Origin of the sequence: Aquabacter sp., assembly GCF_965279295.1 — a bacterium.
Classification (GTDB): Bacteria; Pseudomonadota; Alphaproteobacteria; order Rhizobiales; family Xanthobacteraceae; genus Aquabacter.
Genome location: NZ_CBDIHQ010000017.1, coordinates 503,856 through 520,853, shown reverse-complemented (window position 1 = coordinate 520,853; position 16,998 = coordinate 503,856). Strand labels below are relative to the sequence as shown.

At 65.9% G+C, this 16,998-nt stretch carries 16 protein-coding genes; all 16 read right to left on the bottom strand.

Annotated elements, in window-relative coordinates; translation table 11 throughout:
• Positions 1-4: 4 nt before the first annotated feature.
• The 16 genes from ADADO0_RS17005 to ADADO0_RS16930 all read right to left on the bottom strand — a co-directional run bounded on the left by ADADO0_RS17005 (position 5) and on the right by ADADO0_RS16930 (position 16,985).
• Positions 5-280: a hypothetical protein gene (locus ADADO0_RS17005; protein ID WP_511306371.1), complete on the bottom strand. Its 276-nt coding sequence runs from the start codon at positions 278-280 to the stop codon at positions 5-7.
• The gene (locus ADADO0_RS17000) at positions 277-2,499 is read right to left on the bottom strand and encodes a chemotaxis protein CheA (protein ID WP_511306370.1); all 2,223 of its coding nucleotides are present in this window, start codon (positions 2,497-2,499) and stop codon (positions 277-279) included. The genes ADADO0_RS17005 and ADADO0_RS17000 overlap by 4 nt, the downstream gene beginning before the upstream one ends.
• Complete coding sequence (locus ADADO0_RS16995; protein WP_511306369.1) at positions 2,496-2,885, bottom strand: response regulator; 390 nt, start codon at positions 2,883-2,885, stop codon at positions 2,496-2,498. The genes ADADO0_RS17000 and ADADO0_RS16995 overlap by 4 nt, the downstream gene beginning before the upstream one ends.
• Positions 2,878-3,726: a CheR family methyltransferase gene (locus ADADO0_RS16990; protein ID WP_511306368.1), complete on the bottom strand. Its 849-nt coding sequence runs from the start codon at positions 3,724-3,726 to the stop codon at positions 2,878-2,880. The genes ADADO0_RS16995 and ADADO0_RS16990 overlap by 8 nt, the downstream gene beginning before the upstream one ends.
• Positions 3,719-4,330, bottom strand: coding sequence for a HEAT repeat domain-containing protein (locus ADADO0_RS16985; protein WP_511306367.1), 612 nt, complete (start codon positions 4,328-4,330; stop codon positions 3,719-3,721). The genes ADADO0_RS16990 and ADADO0_RS16985 overlap by 8 nt, the downstream gene beginning before the upstream one ends.
• Positions 4,327-5,418, bottom strand: coding sequence for a chemotaxis-specific protein-glutamate methyltransferase CheB (gene cheB / locus ADADO0_RS16980; protein ID WP_511306366.1), 1,092 nt, complete (start codon positions 5,416-5,418; stop codon positions 4,327-4,329). The genes ADADO0_RS16985 and cheB overlap by 4 nt, the downstream gene beginning before the upstream one ends.
• The gene (locus tag ADADO0_RS16975) at positions 5,415-6,944 is read right to left on the bottom strand and encodes a chemotaxis protein CheW (protein ID WP_511306365.1); all 1,530 of its coding nucleotides are present in this window, start codon (positions 6,942-6,944) and stop codon (positions 5,415-5,417) included. The genes cheB and ADADO0_RS16975 overlap by 4 nt, the downstream gene beginning before the upstream one ends.
• Complete coding sequence (locus tag ADADO0_RS16970) at positions 6,937-8,877, bottom strand: methyl-accepting chemotaxis protein (RefSeq protein WP_511306364.1); 1,941 nt, start codon at positions 8,875-8,877, stop codon at positions 6,937-6,939. Before ADADO0_RS16970 ends, ADADO0_RS16975 begins: the two co-directional genes overlap by 8 nt.
• Positions 8,878-9,109: 232 nt before the next feature.
• Entirely contained in the window at positions 9,110-10,627 is a 1,518-nt protein-coding gene (gene paaH / locus ADADO0_RS16965) for a 3-hydroxyacyl-CoA dehydrogenase PaaH (RefSeq protein WP_511306363.1), read from the bottom strand.
• Entirely contained in the window at positions 10,624-11,625 is a 1,002-nt protein-coding gene (locus ADADO0_RS16960) for an NADPH:quinone oxidoreductase family protein (protein WP_511306362.1), read from the bottom strand. Before ADADO0_RS16960 ends, paaH begins: the two co-directional genes overlap by 4 nt.
• A gap of 13 nt (positions 11,626-11,638) precedes the next feature.
• On the bottom strand, positions 11,639-12,751 hold the full coding sequence (locus tag ADADO0_RS16955) for a CaiB/BaiF CoA transferase family protein (protein WP_511306361.1): 1,113 nt from the start codon (positions 12,749-12,751) through the stop codon (positions 11,639-11,641).
• A gap of 1 nt (position 12,752) precedes the next feature.
• Positions 12,753-13,406 (bottom strand): 3-hydroxyacyl-CoA dehydrogenase family protein, encoded by a 654-nt coding sequence (locus ADADO0_RS16950; protein ID WP_511306360.1) that lies wholly within the window; start codon positions 13,404-13,406, stop codon positions 12,753-12,755.
• A 3-nt stretch (positions 13,407-13,409) separates the two neighbouring features.
• A complete protein-coding gene (locus tag ADADO0_RS16945) occupies positions 13,410-14,285 on the bottom strand; it encodes a 3-hydroxyacyl-CoA dehydrogenase family protein (RefSeq protein ID WP_511306359.1) in 876 nt (291 codons plus the stop codon).
• Between the two features lie 9 nt (positions 14,286-14,294).
• Complete coding sequence (locus tag ADADO0_RS16940; RefSeq protein WP_511306358.1) at positions 14,295-15,461, bottom strand: acyl-CoA dehydrogenase family protein; 1,167 nt, start codon at positions 15,459-15,461, stop codon at positions 14,295-14,297.
• Positions 15,462-15,472: 11 nt separating this feature from the next.
• Positions 15,473-16,219: an SDR family NAD(P)-dependent oxidoreductase gene (locus ADADO0_RS16935; RefSeq protein WP_511306357.1), complete on the bottom strand. Its 747-nt coding sequence runs from the start codon at positions 16,217-16,219 to the stop codon at positions 15,473-15,475.
• Position 16,220: 1 nt separating this feature from the next.
• Complete coding sequence (locus ADADO0_RS16930) at positions 16,221-16,985, bottom strand: enoyl-CoA hydratase/isomerase family protein (RefSeq protein ID WP_511306356.1); 765 nt, start codon at positions 16,983-16,985, stop codon at positions 16,221-16,223.
• Between the last annotated feature and the right edge of the window lie 13 nt (positions 16,986-16,998).

Genomic DNA, 16,998 nt, shown 5'->3' with positions numbered 1-16,998 from the left:
TATCTTAACTCCCCGCCGCCGACAAAGATGCATCGCCTGAGCTTTTAAGAAGCGCCGGCTCGATCCAGACGCGCAGGAACGCGCCGGCGGGCGGCCCATCGACCCGCGATGCCGCCGCAAGCAGAACTTGAACGACGGCGGTATGCGCCTGCTGGCATGCACGCCAATCCACCCTTGCAGCGGGAGATGCCGCAAGATGGGCCAGGAGGCTTTCGGCATCCGCCGCCGGACAGGGGCCTTCCAGTACAATCTGGGTGGGATCGACAAGCCGTACGGTCATGCGAGAAGCTCCTGCACATCCAGCACCAACAGCACCCTGCCGTCGCCCAGAAGAGTGGTGCCGGCTATTCCCGGCATGCCAGCCAGGATGCCTTCCATGGGCTGGAGGATGACATCGAGCCTCTCCCCCAGCCTGTCCACCGCCAGCCCGCCGATCTGCCCGCCCATCCCGATGACAACCACGGTTATGTCGCCGTCCCGCCGCGGACCCTCCGCCTCGCCCAGCGCGGCGGCCAGTGAGACCAGCGGCACCGTTCGGTTGCGCAGGAAGAAGGCCTTCGCGGCCCCGATATCGGCGATCCGCGCCGGCGGCACCCGGACCGTTTCCACAACCATGTCCATCGGAATGCCGAACACCTGCTCGCCGGCATAGACCGTCAAGACCCGCGTCACCATGACCGTGAAGGGCAGGATGAAGCGCACGATCGTGCCTCTGCCCGCCTGGGTTTCCACACTGACCTGGCCGCCCATCCGGTTTACGGAGGCGCGAACGGCATCCATGCCCACCCCGCGGCCGGACAATCCGGTAACGGTCTGGGCGGTCGAGAAGCCCGGCAGGAAGATGAGATCGGTCGCCTGGGCATCGCTCATGGCGGCGAGGTCCTCGGCGGTGACGATGCCACGCGCGACAGCAATCTGCCGAACCCGCGCGAGATTGATGCCGGCGCCGTCGTCCTGAACCTCCACGACCACATGCTCGCCGTCTCGCGCCGCGCGCAGGTGGAGCGTTGCAAGAGCCGGTTTCCCCGCATCGGCGCGTTGTGCGGCATTCTGGATGCCGTGGTCGAGTGCGTTGCGGACCACATGGAGCAGAGGTTCGAACAGGGCTTCCACGATGGCCTTGTCGGCCTCCGTGGCATCGCCCTGCGTGACAAGCTGAACCCGCTTACCCAGTTCAGCGGAAATCTCGCGCACCAGACGCGGGAAGCGTTGGAAGACATGGCGAAGCGGCAGCACCCTCAGGCGCAGCACCGCGCTTTGCAATTCATCCAGCAGCCGGTCCAGCACCGCATGCTGGTCTTTCAGCCCGGCGGCGATGGTGGCGAGGTCAGTCCCCTTCTGCGCCAGCGTCGAGAAATGCCCGACAGCATTCTTCGCAATCGTCAGTTCGCCGGTCAGCTTCACCAGGGCGTCGATCCGCTCCACATCGACACGAAGGGTGCGCGCCGAAGTTTCCTGGGTCGCTCGCGTTTCCGCCCCCTCGGCCTCGCCGACAGGATCGTCGGGTTCGTCAGGGTCGGTGGGGGCCAGAATAGAGGAAATGGCCAGGGAGAGGGCCGTGACGTCGCCTGAGGCTTCGCTCGCCACGCGAGCAAGCGCCACGCGTTCCGCAAGCGCGAAAGCGCCGACATGGCGCAGCACATTGACTGCGACTTGGCCGGCAGAGAACAGGCGTCCCCTCACCCCATCGCCGGCAGGCTCGGCCAAAAGCAAGACCTGCGCTTCCAGCAATTCCCGCGCCGGAGCGGACAAGATTACGCCTTCACCGCCTGCCGTCTCGGGACCCCCGAGGGCCACGATCTCCACCTGGTCCGGGATATCCGCGAACAGCTTGGCAATGGCTTCACTCGGGGTGGACAGGAGCGCGAGGAAGACCAGAGCGCAAGTGAAAGGGTCCATGTCCTCCAGAGCGGCCGGGGCGCCGGCGTGTTCCAGGCGAAGGGCAAGCAAGCCGGGAATGGTCTCGATGCGTTCCAGCGGGTCTTCGCCCTGGAAGAAGCAGTCGGCACTTGGCCGATAACGCAGGGCGGTCCGGGCGGACACGGCTTCCAGGGGCGCTGCGGCGCGTAGCCGGCTCTCCCAAGGATCGTCCCTCTCAACCTGGGGCTCGGCGTTGATGGAGGGCGGCGTGGTGAACCGGGCAACGATCGCCGCTGCGCTCGCCTGGGCATCGGCGGGTGGCTCGCCCGTCGCCTCCATCTGGTCCAGCCACTGCACCACCTGATCCAGACACGTCAGATAGTCTCCAACCCGCGCCGGCGTTATGGGCTCCTCGCCCGCCCGCGAGCGCGAAAGCACATCCTCGGCCGCGTGCAGCGCGTGGGCCATGGCGTCGAAATCCATGATCCCGGCGGCGCCCTTGAGCGTGTGGAATGCGCGGAACACGGAGCCGAGGCGCTCCGCGTCATCGGGCGCCCGCTCGAGGATAAGCAGATCGTCGGTGGCCTGCGCAACCAGCTCGCGGCACTCAATGAGGAATTGTTCGAGCAGTTCGTTCACACGCCGGCTCCGCACATGAGCGTCGCGTATTCAACCAAGGCGGGCTGGCTCACCGGCTTGACCATATAGAAATTGGCGCCCGCCGCCCGCGCCGCAGCGAAATCCTGTGGTCCTGATTCCGTGCTGATCATCAGCACCGGCGTCGCGCAGAGGGGATGATCCTGCCGCCGCAGGGTCTGGACGAAGGTGAAGCCGTCCATCTGCGGCATGTTCACGTCGACAATCACGAGGTCGACCGGATCCTGGAGCAGTTTCTCCAACGCTTCCAAGCCGTTGAGCGCCTCGTCGACCCCATGGCCGGCGGCTTCCAAGGCTTGGCGATAATAGAGCCGAACCAAGCCGGCATCATCCACCACGAGGATGCGCTTTGCCGCCACCTCAGCCATCGGTGCCTCCTCCCGGCTTCTGATAGACGATGGCATCGGCATAGCGGCGCACGTCGAAAAGCGACGATATGCGGCTCATGGATTCCGCGTGACCCAGGCAAAGATATCCACCCGGCGCCAGGTTGTCGGACAAATTTTCTGCGGCGATCCGGCGCGACGTATCGTCGAAGTAGATCAGCATATTCCGGCAGAACACGACGTCGAAGATGCCATGATCGCGTGTCTGACCCGGCTTGGACAGATTGACCGGGGTGAAGCGGACGGACTCACGCAGTTCGTTGATGATCTGCCAGGTTTCGGGCCCGGTCTGCGTGAAATATTTTGCCACCAGATCATCCGAAAGCCGCATCAAGGCCCGCCGACCGTAAATGCCGGCCCGCGCCGCCTCCAGTACCGCTGTATCGATATCGGAGCCAATGATTTCCACATCGTACTGATCCACCTGCGGCCAGTTCTCCAGCAGCCACATGGCAATCGAATAGGCCTCCTCTCCGGTCGAGCACGGCGCGGACCAGATGCGGATCGGCTCTCCGGGCTTCTTGAGTTTTACCCGCCGGTTCAGCAGGTCGGAGGTGAGGCAGCGGAACTGGTGGTCCTCGCGATAAAAATAGGTCTCGTTGACCGTGAAGGCGTTGACGAACTGCTCGATCTCGCCGGCCACATCACTTCGCAGCCGGGCAAAGTACGAAGCGAACGAGCTTGAGCCCGTGGCGGCCATGCGCTCGGCGATCCGACGCTGCACGAAATAGCGCTTGTTGTCGGAAAAAAGCATTCCGGTCCGCCGGTAGAGGAAGTCGCAGAGCCTGCGGAACTCCTCGTCGCTTTCTCCGGGCTCATTCACGCCGGGAGGATTTCTGCGAAGCGATGCGATCGATCGCGATTTTGATGGAAAAGCCCAGGAAGGGGTCTGCGCCGAAGCGCTCTGCACATTGTGCGAGGCCGGGAAGGACCTCCTCGCCGCCACAGTCGGCAAGGACATCCACCGCTGCGGCGCAGACATTGGCCTCGACTTCATGTGCCAGCAGGTGGCCCAGCATGCCTTGCAAAGCTGCGGTCGGCACGCCACGGCAGAGGTCGCAGGCCAGCACGCGCACGTCCGAATCCGGGTCCGCCAGCAGGTCCGGCAGATGGCTGACGATCCGCTCGGGCATCGTCCGCAGCGCATCCAGCGCGCCGGTTCGCATGCGGGCGTCGTCCGATCGCAAATGGTGAAACAGCACCGCGGCACTCTCATCGGTATTGATGAGCGCCAGGCTGGTAAAGATCGCCTCGCGGACCCTGGGGTCCTTCTCCTCGGAAAGCGCCGCCTTCAGCGATGCGGTGTTTTCCACCGAGGCGCCGGCGGCACGCGCGGCCGCCCAACGCTCCTCGCTCGTGCCACTGGCAAGGCTCGGACGCGCCGACGCGGGGTGCTCAACAGCGATCGATGTGGGCTTGCGGATCAAGGGCATCGTGGCACCAAGCCGAGAACGCAGCGGGATATGGCGGAAAGCGGCACGATGAAATCGGCCCCATTCCTGCGGACCAGATCGCCGGGCATGCCCCAGACGACAGCGGTTTCCTCGGCCTCCGCGATCGTGCGCCCGCCTTGCTCTCGCAACAGGGTCATCGCCTCCGCGCCATCATTTCCCATCCCCGTCATGAGGACGCCGATGAGTTGGCTTGCAGGCACATGCTCCATTGCGCTGCGCACCAGACGGTCCGTGCTTGGATGCCAAGGATATCCCGGCTGGGAGGGCGCCGCCATGGCCATCAGCCCACCGCTGCGCTGCGAAAGGATAAGGTCGGCATCGCCGCGCCCGATATAGACATGGCCCGGCTCCAGCAGCGTCGGCCGTGAGACCTCCGTTACCGTAACGGCACACAATTTGTTCAGCCGTTGGGACAGCGGGCCCGTGAAGGTTGCCGGCATGTGCTGGGCAACCAGGACCGGCCAGGGAAAATTGGCGGGCAGCGCCGTCAGCAGCGTTTCCAGAGCGGGCGGCCCACCGGTGGATGTGCCCACGAGCAGCAGGCCATCGCCGGACGCCCGCGCCGACGTCGTTGCGCTGCGCTCCTGCGTTTCCGGTTTGAGGACGGACGCGGCACGCATGCCGATCCGGTGGCGCACCCGCTCCTTCAGCCTCAGGCTGGCCTTGAGCTTGGCCTGGGACGCGGAGCGCACCTTCGCCACCAATTCGGCTGCCATCTTCTCGATGTGCAGGGATACGGCGCCCACCGGCTTGGCAACGAAGTCTACGGCACCCAAGCGCAGCGCCTCCAGCGTGGCATCCGCTCCCGCCGCCGTCAGCGAAGACACCATGACCACGGCACACGGCCGCTCCAGCATAATGCGGTCCAGGCAGGTCAGCCCGTCCATCTCGGGCATGTGGATGTCGAGGGTGATGACATCGGGCTTGAACATCGCCATCTGGGCGAGCGCCTCGATGCCGTTTCTCGCGAACTGAACCTCGAAATCCGGCTCAGCAGCCAGCACCTGTCCCAGCAGCTTGCGGACCAAAGCGGAATCATCGACCACGAGAATCTTGATCACAAATCGACCGTCTCTTGATCAGCGTCAAATGCACCGAGCAGCGACTGCTCGGTTCGCGTCAGAAGCTCATTCGGGTCGAGCAGAAGCACCATGCGCGCTTCCGCCGGCAGGTTGACGACACCGGACACCAGGCGGTTCTCCTCTCCGGCAAGATCCGGCGCCGGCTCGATCATGTCTTGCGAGGTTCGCAGGACATGCGACACGCCGTCGACGATGATCCCGGCGCGATGGTCGGCGGTGCGCACGACCACGAGCCGACGCGTGGCGCCCGGGTCGAGCGCCGGCATGTCGAACCGCCGCCGCTGATCGATGACCGGCAGAACCTCGCCCCGCAGGTTGACGACCCCCTCCAGAAACGCCGGTGTCTTCGGCAGGCGCGTGAACTGGGCCGGCACGGGCGCCACTTCATCCACCGCTTCGACAGGAAGTCCGAACTCGCTCTCGCCCAGCCGGAAAACCAGGAAATGCATAGTGCGCGTTTCTTCCGTGCCGCCTAAGGGGTTGACGGACGAGGGGTCATTCCCGGCAGCCAAACGCTGCATCACGTCCTCCCGGAACAAGTGCTCGGGAGCGAGAACGGAAATCATCCTGCTCCCCTCGTCAGCGCGGTAGATGGACTTGATCCGCGCCTCGCCGCCGGTTCGGGCCGCCAGCAACGATGGCACCGCCTCCATGAGAGCCGGGTCGATGCTGATAACGGAGCGCAGACGGTCCACCAGCAACCCGACAAGGGCGCCGTGGACGTTGGCGACGATGATTTTTTCCCGGCCATACCGCTCGACCATCGGCAGGCCGAGCAGGCCCCGCAGGGAGAATAAAGGCAGCAGAGACTCGCGGTGGGGCATCATGCCGATGACCAGGGCTTCGGCCCGAGGCACCAGGGTCAACCGTTCGGGGACGGGAACGATCTCGCGCGCATCCTCGAGCGCGAGGGCGAACTCCTGGCCGGCGATCTCGAACGTCACCATGCGTCCGTGGTACGCCGCACCGTCCTGATGCGCGACAGCGACTTGAACCGGAGCGGCGGAGCGGCGCGGCTCAGATGCGCGCCGCGCGAACGCGCGCCCGATCAAGCCTTTGATGTCGAGGATTTTTGCGACGGCACCCGCTTCGCCCGCGCGGTAGGGAAAGGTGCCGCGCAATTGTTCGCCTGGCGCCGCGGCAAGTTCCGCATGGCGGGTCTCGATGGTCCCGACATCCACGGTGACAAGCGCCTCGACCTTGTCCACCGTGAATGCGACGGCGGCCTCGCCCTGAAGCACGATCGCGACGCCGGTGCGCTCGGCGCTTGCGATGTCGCGCTCCAGCAGGCCGCGAAGGCTGGCGAGGGCGAGCGAACTGCCGCGCAAATTGCCGATGCCGAGGAGGCTCTTGGGACTTAGGGGGATGCGTGCCACCTGCGGCACGGTGATGACTTCACTGACCATTTCGACCGGCAGGGCATAGAGGTCGGCATCCGACCGGAAGGTCAGAAAACGGCGCTGTTCGCCGGTCGCCCCCCAGGACGGTTGGATGGCCTCACCCATTCTGGGTCTTCAGTTCGTCCGCCAGCGACGCGATCTCCTCGATCGCGGCCGCCAGTTCCTCGGCGCCCTTGGCCTGCTCGGCTGCGGCTATCGCGGCCTGCCTGGACGCTACGCTCGCCTCTTCAGCGGCAGCGGACACCTGCCGCGCGCCGGTTCCCGTCTCGACCACCGCCGAAAGCGTTTCTCCGACACCGTAGAGAATTTGCATGGCCGCCGCGTTCAAGGCGGCGATGTCCCCGTCAAGCCTCTGTAGCGTGGCGAAGATGGCGCCGTTGTTCTGCAACTGCGCTTCCGAAGCCGTGACCAGCTGCTCAAGGTCACGCTTCAGCGCCCCGATCTGATCGAGGATGCCGCGAACCGTGTCCTTGATGCTGCCCATGCTGTCCGAGGCCTCTTTCGCCAGGGAGCGAATGTCCTTGGAGACCACCGCAAAGCCGCGTCCGAACTCGCCGGCGCGGGCGGCTTCCACCGCGCCGCTGACTGCAAGCATGGTGGTCTGGACCGCGACCAGGGTAATGGCATCGACCGTCTTCTCGATTGTCCGCCCCAGGCTCTCGATGCGCACAATCGTCGTCAGGTTGGCGTGCGCCGCCTCCAAAGTGCCATTCATGCCTCGGGACAAACTATCCAGCGAGGCGCGGCTGTCCTGCAATGCGGAAGTTATGAGTTGCGCGCGCTCGCTCGCGATCTCGGCATTTCGTTTGGCTAGGTTGGCGCTCGCCTCGATCTGCGTCAAAGCGGCGGATGTCTGCTGAGTGGCTGACGCCTGTTGCTGAGCCCCACGGCTGATCTGCTCGACACCAGCCATGATCTCTGCAGAAGCGCTCGAAAGCTCCTGGATGGTCGCCGAAAGCTGCTCCGCCGTTGCGCTGATCTGCTCGGCAGCGGCGCTATCAGCGCCTCCGGAACGCACCGCTTCGGTCAGGGCGGTGACCACCTGCACGGCGGTCTGCCCCTGGTCGAGCGCCAGGACCTGCTGAAGAATCCCCTGCTGCGATTGGTTCGCGGCCCCGGCCTGCTGCTCCGCTGCGGATGCCACCTGCTCGGCGCCACGCTGCGCCTCGACGGCGCCGCGCTCGGCTTCGACGGCAGCGGCCAGCGTCTCCTCGCTGCCTTCCGCGAGCCGGTTCATATCGAGATGAATCGCCTCAAGCGTTTCAATCACGCCCAGGGCCGCCTTGGCCTCTTCAGCCGCCATCTGCGCCGCACTCTGGACAGAGGCCGCCACTGCGCGAACGTCGTTGCCGATGAGATCGGCCAGCCTCTGGACCTCTTGCGCGCTCAGATCCGACTGCTCGGCCAGCGCCCGGACTTCCTCCGCAACCACCGCGAAACCGCGCCCGTGATCACCCGCACGCGCGGCCTCGATGGCGGCATTCAGGGCCAGCATACTGGTCTGGTCCGAAAGGCTGCTGACGGTGCGCGTGATCTTGGCGATGTCCTGCGCACGCCGCTCGAGTTCGGAAATGGCCGCGACCGAAGCGCCCTGCCGTTCAGCGTTTTGCCCGATGGCGGTTACAGTCGTGGTGATCTGAACGGTGGTTTCGGTCAGTACTTGCTGGACGCTCTCGGTCCTGCGCCGAGACGCGTCGGCGTGGATTCGTGCGGCACCAAAATTGCGGCTCATCTGCGTGATGGCGGCGAGTTGCTCCTGAGCCGCGCTCGCTGCCTCTTCCGCACCGCTGCCGATCTGCTCCATCGACCGACGAAGCTGCTCGGCTGCGGCAGATGCCTCGCCCAGCCCGCTCCCGAGTTCCTCGATCGCGGCAGACAGCCGCTCGGATAGCTTATCGTGAGTCGGCTGAGTCAGTTGGCTAACGGATGGAAGCGGAGCCTTAGCCTGAGCCGGAACCGGAATTGCTGCCGGCAAAACTGCGTCTGAAGCGGCCGCCCGAGCCCGCGTCGTGATTTTCGCGCTTTTGACTAAGGCCATACTTCGCTCACTCAGGTGGGGCTTCGGCGGCAGACCCTCTGCATATAGCGCGGTTACGACATGAGTTCATCCCATTTAAAGCTAGGGATATTGCTTCACAAAGCGGCGAGGCCCCAATCGCATTTCATACGACTGCCACCGCCGAACAGCCAAGCTTCTTTCAACAACACAAAAACCCGATTGCAGCGAAGAATATAAGCGGCCGCACAGACCGCTCGGATGCCATGGCGGCTCACGCCGAAAGGGTGTGCCCTAAGGTCACGCGCCGACGCAGAAGGGACGACGGGCGGTAACGATCATCGCCGGTCGCCTCCTGGATCGCCTCCAGCACGGCGAGTATGCGCGCCGGTCCCACCGCATCCGCCCAGGCGAGCGGTCCACGCGGATAATTCACCCCAGCCGTCATGGCCTTGTCGACGTCCTGCGCCGAAGCCACACCCTGGAGCACGGTGTCCGCCGCCTCGTTGGCGAGCATGGCAAGGGTGCGCATGACGGCAAGACCGGGGGCATCGTCCAGCGCGCTGACCTCCTTGCCGAGCGCCTGGAACAGGCCGGCGGCTGCCGAGAGCGCGCCCTCCGGCGCCTGATCCGCCTTGGCGAGCGCGATACGGGTCGCCCGAGTGAAGTCGAGTGCGAGATCGACCAAGACGAGATCGGAAATGCCCTCTTCCGCCGCACGCCGCGTGGCACTGCGTCCATCGGTGAGCGCGATGGTGGCGCCTGCGATCCGCAGCAGACCATCGCCCGATACGCGCTCCACCGGAATACCGGCGGCTGCGATGAGATCGGCAATCGCCTCCGCAGGCCCAAGCGCGCCTTCGATGCGCACCGAAGCGGCACGCTGGCCCGGCGGCAGCGAAACCGGCTTGGGCGGCGTTGCGCCGGGCGCATAGTCGTAGAAGCCGCGCTTGGTCTTGCGGCCAAGCCAGCCCGCCGCCACCAGTTCCTGCTGGGTGAGAGAGGGACGGAAGCGCGGATCGCCGAAATAGGCGTCGAACACCGAGCGCGTCACGGCGAAGTTCACGTCGTGGCCGATCAGGTCCATGAGTTCGAACGGCCCCATTCGGAAGCCGCCGCATTCGCGCATCACGCCATCCAGTGTCGCGGGATCGGCGGCCCCCTCCTCCAGGAGGCGCAGACCTTCGGCGTAGAACGGGCGAGCGACGCGGTTGACGATGAAGCCGGGCGTGGACTTGGCCCGCACCGGCTGCTTGCCCCACGCCTGCGCCGTCTCAACCAGCCGTGTCGCCACCTCCGGCGCCGTCGCGATACCCGAGATCACCTCGACCAGCGCCATGATGGGAGCGGGATTGAAGAAGTGCAGCCCCGCCACCCGCTCGGGATGGCGGGCCCCGGCGGCGATGGCGGTGATGGAGAGGGAAGAGGTGTTGGTGGCGAGGATCGCATCCTCGGCCACGATCCCCTCCAGGTCGCGGAACAGGGTCCGCTTGACCGCAAGGTCCTCGACGATGGCTTCGATCACGAGGCCCGCATCCCTGAAGTCGGCAAGCGCGGCGGCAGCCTGGACACGCGCGCCGGCCGCTTCCGCCTCATCCGCCGAAAGCCGGCCTTTCGCGACCAGCTTGGCGAAATCCGAGAGGATTGCGGCGCGCCCCGCCTCTGCGGCGCCGGCCCGGGCATCGAACAAAAGCACGGGATGCCCGGCGCGCGCTGCCACCTGAGCGATGCCTGAGCCCATGGCCCCGGCACCGACCACACCGACGATCGTGGAGACGGGCAGCACGCTCATGCGCCGTCGCGCTCCATCGAGATCACGGCCTTGCCCTGCACCTTGCCCTGGTGGACCAGATTGAGCGCCTCCGGGGCCTCGACGAAGGGAAAGGCGCGCATGACGCGCGGACGCACCGAACCCTCATGCCAGAGGCGGAACAGGTCCTCCTGCACGGCGCGCACACGCTCCGGCGTACGGTCGCGATAGTCGCTCCATTGCAAGCCGCAGACGGAGATGTTCTTCACCAGCAGATAATTCACCTTCACGCTGGGGATATCCCCGGCGGCGAAGCCGATGACAACCAGCCGCCCGCACCAGGCCATGCCGCGCAAGGCAGCAGCGAAGAAATCGCCGCCGAGCGGGTCGAGCACCACGTCCGCGCCGTGGCCGTCGGTGGCCTTGTGGACCTGGGCGCGCAGGTTGTCGCGCAGGTTGTCCACCGAGACGTCGATGATGTGATCGGCCCCGCCCTCGCGGGCGACGTTCGCCTCTTCCTCAGAGCGGACGGCCGCGAGAACCCGCGCGCCGAGCCCCTTGGCGATCTGCACCGCCGCAAGGCCGACACCGCCAGCGGCGCCGCCCACGAGCACGGTTTCGCCCTTTTTGTAGAGGCCCCGGTCCACCAGCGCGAAATAGGCGGTCTGGTAGACGAGGCCCATGGCGGCGGCGGCGGGGAAGCTCAGCCCGTCCGGTATCTTGAAGCTCTGTGCGGGCGTGGTGATGGCCTGTTCGGCATAGGCGCCAAATTCCACCTGGGACATGATCCGGTCGCCAGGCTGGAAGCCCTCGACACCAGCGCCCACCGCACGGACCACACCGGCGAAATCCTTGCCTGGCGTAAACGGGCGCGGAGGCAGGATCTGATATTGCCCGCTGATGACAAGCACGTCGGGGAAATTGATGCCGGCGGCTTTTACGTCGACGGCGATCTCGCCGGGGCCGGGCGTCAGATCCGGGAGGTCATCTATCCGCATGGTATCGGGAGCGCCATGCTCCCAGACGCGATAGCTGCGCATGGCGGCAGTCCTTTCAGAGATACTGTAACGGGTCGCCCGCTTCGCCCAGCGCCGGAGCGGCACCATCGGCGGCGGACCGGAAGGCAGGCGCGAGCGGGACCGGAAGCGCCGGGATACTCGTGCCGCCCAGCGACAGGCGCTGCTGGAACACGCCGCGCGCGGCAAAATGCGGATCGGCGACCGCCTCTTCCAAAGTGGCGACGATGGAGCAGCACACATCCTTGCCCGCAAAGGCGGCACGCCATTCGTCCGACGTCTTCTCGGCGATCCGCGCGGCGACCTCGGCTGTCACCTCATCCACCGGCGCGGCCGGCGCGCGCAGCGCCTCGGAGAGGCCGATGATGGCGGTGAAATTCTCCCAGAACTTGTCTTCCAGCGGCGCCGCCGCGAGGTAGCGATCATCCCTGGTGCGATAGATCTGGTAGCGGGGCGATCCGCCCGTCACCAGTTCGCGCCCGCTGACCGGCCAGGCGCCGGAGGCGAAGCCGTTGCCAAGGCCCCAATAGACGAAGGAGAACAGATTGTCGGCCATGGCAACATCGAGATGGGTCCCGGTGCCGGTCCGCTCCTTCAGCCGCAGTGCCATCAAGATGTTCATGATGGCGGGATAGGTGCCGCCCGCGATGTCGGCCGCGAGCACCGGCGGCAGGACGGGCGCGCCGTCCACGCCTGCGGAGAGTCCCAGCACGCCGCTCTCGGCCATATAATTGAGATCATGCGCCGCCACCGACGCCTTCGGCCCGGTCTGGCCCCAGCCGGTGATCGAGCAATAGACGATACCGGGGTTGATGGCCTTGACCGCCGCATAGCCCAGGCCTAGCCGCTCCATCACGCCGGGGCGGAACTGCTCCACCAGGATATCCGCCTTGCGCAGCAGCGGCGTCAGCTTCTCCACGGCATCCGCAGCCTTGAGATCCAGCGCGATGGATCGTTTGCCGCGGTTCAGCATGTGGAAATTGATGCCGTCATCGCCGACCAGCGGCTCATAGCTGCGCATCTCGTCGCCCCGGCCCGGACGCTCGATCTTCACCACCTGCGCGCCGGCTTCGGCCAGGATCAGGCTCGCCAGGGGGCCCGGCAAAAGGGTGGAGAAATCGACGACGAGAACCCCGTCGAGCGGCTGCATCTCACAGCCCTCCGTTGGCGCGCGCCTTCGCCACCTGGGCGCGGCGGGCGGGGCTATAGGGCTGCTCACCAAACGCCGCGTAGAGCGCCTGCGTCACGTCGTAATGCGCGTCGAGGCCCGTGCGCTCCAGAAGCTCGATCGGGCCTTCGGGATAGCCGAGGCCGAGACGCAACGTCAGATCCATGTCGGAAGCGGTGGCGAGCTTCGCGTCCAGCCGGCTCAGCGCCGCGTTGTAATAGGGGCGCACGAGGCGGTCGATGATGCGGCCCGGGAAGTCGCCGCACACGGCGGTCTTGAGCCCATGGGCTTCGAACAGCGCCCTTGCGGCCGCGACTGCGCTATCCGGCGTGTTGGGCTGACGGACGATCTCCACCAGATCGCTCGGCGCGGCGATACCCAGGCGGAAGCGGGCGAAGCCGAGCACATTGCCGCCCTCATCGCCCCGGCTTTCGCCGGTGTGGACCCCGAGGCACTCGGTTCCGAGTTCGATCAGGATCAGGCCATAGGCGCTCTGCTGCGCGATGCCGGCAAAGGTGGCGCCCGCGCCGTCCCCGAGGAGGACCAGAACATCGCCCTCGCCCTGCGCGGCCTCAAGAAGGGGATGGCTTTCCGGGAAGGAGCGGCTTTCGCCGGTCGCGATCACTTGATGGGGCATAACTCAGGCTCCGAAGATCGCGGTGGACTGATAATCGAGGAAGCCGCGCTTGGTCTTCCGGCCGAGCCGGCCGGCGGCGACCATGCGGCGCAGCAGCGGCGGGCAGGCGGCACGCGGCTCGTGGGTGACGCCGTTCAGCGCCTCGCAGAGCAGAACCTGGGTGTCGAGGCCGACAAGGTCGAGCAGTTCCATCGGGCCCATTGCATAGCCGAGCGCACCCCTGATGGCCTTGTCGATCTCGGCCGGCTCCGCAACGCCTTCCTCCACCAGCCGGATGGCGTCGTTGTTGAAGGGCACCAGGAAGTAATTGAGGATGAAGCCGGGCGCGTCCTGCGTCTTCACCGGCCGCTGGCCCATCTGCTCGCACATGGCCCAGGCGGCCTTGAAGCTCTCGTCCGAGGTGTTGAGGCCGGGCGACATCTCCACCAGCTTCATGAGCTGCGCCGGCAGGCAGAAATGCATGCCGACGAACCGGTCGTCGCGGCCGGACTTGGCGGCGATCTCGGTGATGGAAAGCGTCGAGGTGTTCGAGGCGAACAGGGTGTGGGGCTGGCACACCTCGTTGAGCGCGGCGAAGAGCTTCCCCTTCACCTCCAGTTCCTCGAAGATCGCTTCGATCACCAGCCCGCAGGCGGAAAGGTCCTTGATATCGCTGGTGCCGGAGACCCGGCCCATGATCTCGTCCACCTGCGCCTGCGTGAGCTTTCCGCGCTGGACCGACTTGCCGAAGAAGGCGCGCATGGACACGATTGCGGCTTCGACGCGCTTGGCGTCGAGATCGAACACGATGGTGGGGAAACCGCCCCGCGCCGCGACGATAGCGATGCCGGTTCCCATGGTGCCGCTGCCGGCGACGCCGACCGGATGCTTTTCAGTCATGTGCTGTCCTCAGCGTTCGATGAAGCTGCGGCCGATGAGTTGCCGGTGGATCTGGTTCGTGCCTTCCCAGATCTGCGTAATCTTGGCGTCGCGCATCAGGCGCTCCACCCGGTAGTCCTTCACATAGCCGTAGCCGCCGTGAAGCTGGACCGCTTCGGTCGCCATGCGCATGGCGATGTCGGTGGCGCGCATCTTCAGGATGGAGGCTTCGACGCCGATGTCGGTGGCGCCGCCTTCGATCTGTTTCGCCACATGCACCAGCCAAGTGTCGCAAAGCGCGATCTCGGCGGCGAGGTCTGCAAGCAAGAACTGGATGCCCTGGAATTCGATGATCTTCTTTCCCGACTGCTTGCGGCCATTGATGTAGGCGATGCTGTCGTCGAAGGCGGCGTGGGCGATGCCGAGCGCGTGGGCCGCGACCGAGGGGCGCGACTTGTTGAGCGAAGCCAGGAGAAGCTTCAGTCCCTCGCCGGGACCGCGCAGCAGATTGGCCTTCGGCACGCGGCAATTGTCGAAGGAAAGCGAGGCGGTTGAGGAGGCGCGGTGGCCCATCTTGTCCTCCAGCCGCACCACCGAAAGCCCCGGCGTGCCCTTCTCCAGGATCAGGCAGGAGATCGCCTTCTTGGGATCTTCCGTCTCGGACCATTTGCCGAACAGCACATAGAGATCGGCGACATCGCCGTTGGTGATGAAGGTCTTGGAACCGTTGACGATGATGTCGTCGCCGTCAGGCGTGAACTTGGTGCGCATGCCCGTGGCATCGGAGCCTGCGTCCGGCTCGGTGATGACCAGAGCCGCAAGGCCGCCCTCCGCGATGCGCGGCAGGAGGCGCATCTTCTGCTCCTCCGAGCCGAAGTCGATCAGCGGCTTGATGGCGTGAAAGTTGGTCGCCCAGATAATGCCGGTCGAGGCGCAGGCGGCCGAGATGTCCCTGACGCAAATCAGATAGGAGAGATAGGAGAGGCCCGCGCCGCCGTAGGCCTCGGGCACGAACATGGCGTTCAAGCCGAGCGCGTTGATGCCCTCCACGTTCTCCCAGGGAAATTCTTTCGTCTCGTCGTGGTGCGCCGCGCGCGGCGCCACCTCGTCGCGGGCGAACGCCCGCACATTTTCGAGCAGGAGGGCTTCATCCTCCGGCAGGTCGAGCGCGGCGTCGAGGCGATGGAAAAGCGTCATTTCATGTCACCCTAAAGAGCCATGCCCTGGCCGCCGTCGAGATAGATGGTCTCGCCGGTGAGAAAGCCGATATCTTCCGCGAACAGACCGCCGATCAGGCGCGCCACATCCTGCGCTTCGCCTGGGCCACCCACGGGAATACGGGCGGCCAGGAAGGCGCGGATCTTCTCGGAAGCGAGGAAATCCTTGTTGAGGTCGGTCTCGATGTAGCCCGGAGCCACCGTCATCACGCGGATTTTCTTGGCCGCCCACTCCACCGCGAGGCAGCGGGTGATGGCGGCGACCGCCGCCTTGGAGGCGCAATAGGCAGCGTTGCGACGCACACCCATCTTGTCGAAGAACGACCCCATATTGACGATGAGACCGCCACCTGCCTTGAGCAGAAATGGATAGGCCTGCTGGCAAACGGTGAAGGTGGCGGTGGCGTTGGTTCGCATCACCTCCTCGAATTCCGACAGAGGCTGGCGATCCGCCGGTCCCTCGATATGGATGCCGGCATTCTGTACGAGGCCGCTCACCGGGCCGACGCGACGCTCGAAGTCTTCAAACGCCGCCGTCATGGATGCGGGATCGAGGATATCGCCCTTCAGCAGCACCATGCGGGCGCGCAGGTCGTCCGCCAGGTCGAGCCCCTGCGGCCCCTCCCCCTTGCGGGACAGGCAGCCGACGGTGTGGCCGCGCGCTGCGAGTTCGGCTGCCACCACGGCGCCGATGCCGCGGCTTGCACCTGTGACAATGATATTGCGAGAGGTCGCCATCTCAACGGTCCTTGAACGCGGCGGGGCGCTTCTCAACAAAAGCGGCAAGCCCTTCGGCCGCGTCCTGCGTGCGATAGGCAAGGGTGGATAGGTCCGCCTCGATCTTCAGTCCCTCGTGGAGCGGCACGTCCAGCGCCCGGCTGACCGCGCTGCGCGCCAGCGCGAGCGCTGGCAGGCCGTAGCCCGCGAAGCTTGCCGCGAGTTCCTTGGCCGCGCCCTTCACGTCGCTCTCCACGACCCGGCTCACGAGCCCCATCGCCAGGGCTTCGGCGGCGTCCACGGTGCGGCCGGTGAGGATCATGTCCATGGCGCGGGCTTCGCCGATCAGGCGCGGCAGGCGCTGGGTCCCGCCATAACCGGGGATGAGGCCGAGCTTGATCTCCGGCAACCCCATCTTGGCCTTGGCGGAGGCAATCCGAAACGTGCAGGCGAGCGCCAGTTCGAGACCGCCGCCAAACGCAAAGCCGTTGATGGCGGCGATGGAGGGCGCCTTGAAGCTGTCGAGCCTGGCGAACGTCGACTGGCCAAGCTCCGCGCCCGCCTTCTCCTCCATGAGGGGCCGGCCGATCAATTCCTTGATGTCGGCACCGGCACAGAAAGCCCGTTCCCCGGCGCCGGTGAAGATCAGCGCACGGATGTCCCAGCGCCCGGCCTCGTCCAGTGCGGCGCCGAGCTGACGGATGATGTCGAACGAGAGCGCGTTAAGCGCCTCCGGACGATTAAGCGTGATGACGGCGAAGGCGCCGTCTCGGGATAAGTCGATCATCGCGTCCTCGATC

Excerpts from the sequence above, each read along its gene's own strand:
- ADADO0_RS16945 (WP_511306359.1), bottom strand. The coding sequence starts at position 14,285 with ATGACTGAAAAGCATCCGGTCGGCGTCGCCGGCAGCGGCACCATGGGA.
- ADADO0_RS16950 (WP_511306360.1), bottom strand. The coding sequence starts at position 13,406 with ATGCCCCATCAAGTGATCGCGACCGGCGAAAGCCGCTCCTTCCCGGAA.
- paaH (WP_511306363.1), bottom strand. The coding sequence starts at position 10,627 with ATGAGCGTGCTGCCCGTCTCCACGATCGTCGGTGTGGTCGGTGCCGGG.
- ADADO0_RS16930 (WP_511306356.1), bottom strand. The coding sequence starts at position 16,985 with ATGATCGACTTATCCCGAGACGGCGCCTTCGCCGTCATCACGCTTAAT.
- ADADO0_RS16935 (WP_511306357.1), bottom strand. The coding sequence starts at position 16,219 with ATGGCGACCTCTCGCAATATCATTGTCACAGGTGCAAGCCGCGGCATC.
- ADADO0_RS16940 (WP_511306358.1), bottom strand. The coding sequence starts at position 15,461 with ATGACGCTTTTCCATCGCCTCGACGCCGCGCTCGACCTGCCGGAGGAT.
- ADADO0_RS17005 (WP_511306371.1), bottom strand. The coding sequence starts at position 280 with ATGACCGTACGGCTTGTCGATCCCACCCAGATTGTACTGGAAGGCCCC.
- ADADO0_RS16955 (WP_511306361.1), bottom strand. The coding sequence starts at position 12,751 with ATGCAGCCGCTCGACGGGGTTCTCGTCGTCGATTTCTCCACCCTTTTG.
- ADADO0_RS16970 (WP_511306364.1), bottom strand. The coding sequence starts at position 8,877 with ATGGCCTTAGTCAAAAGCGCGAAAATCACGACGCGGGCTCGGGCGGCC.
- ADADO0_RS16975 (WP_511306365.1), bottom strand. The coding sequence starts at position 6,944 with ATGGGTGAGGCCATCCAACCGTCCTGGGGGGCGACCGGCGAACAGCGC.
- ADADO0_RS16995 (WP_511306369.1), bottom strand. The coding sequence starts at position 2,885 with ATGGCTGAGGTGGCGGCAAAGCGCATCCTCGTGGTGGATGATGCCGGC.
- ADADO0_RS16960 (WP_511306362.1), bottom strand. The coding sequence starts at position 11,625 with ATGCGCAGCTATCGCGTCTGGGAGCATGGCGCTCCCGATACCATGCGG.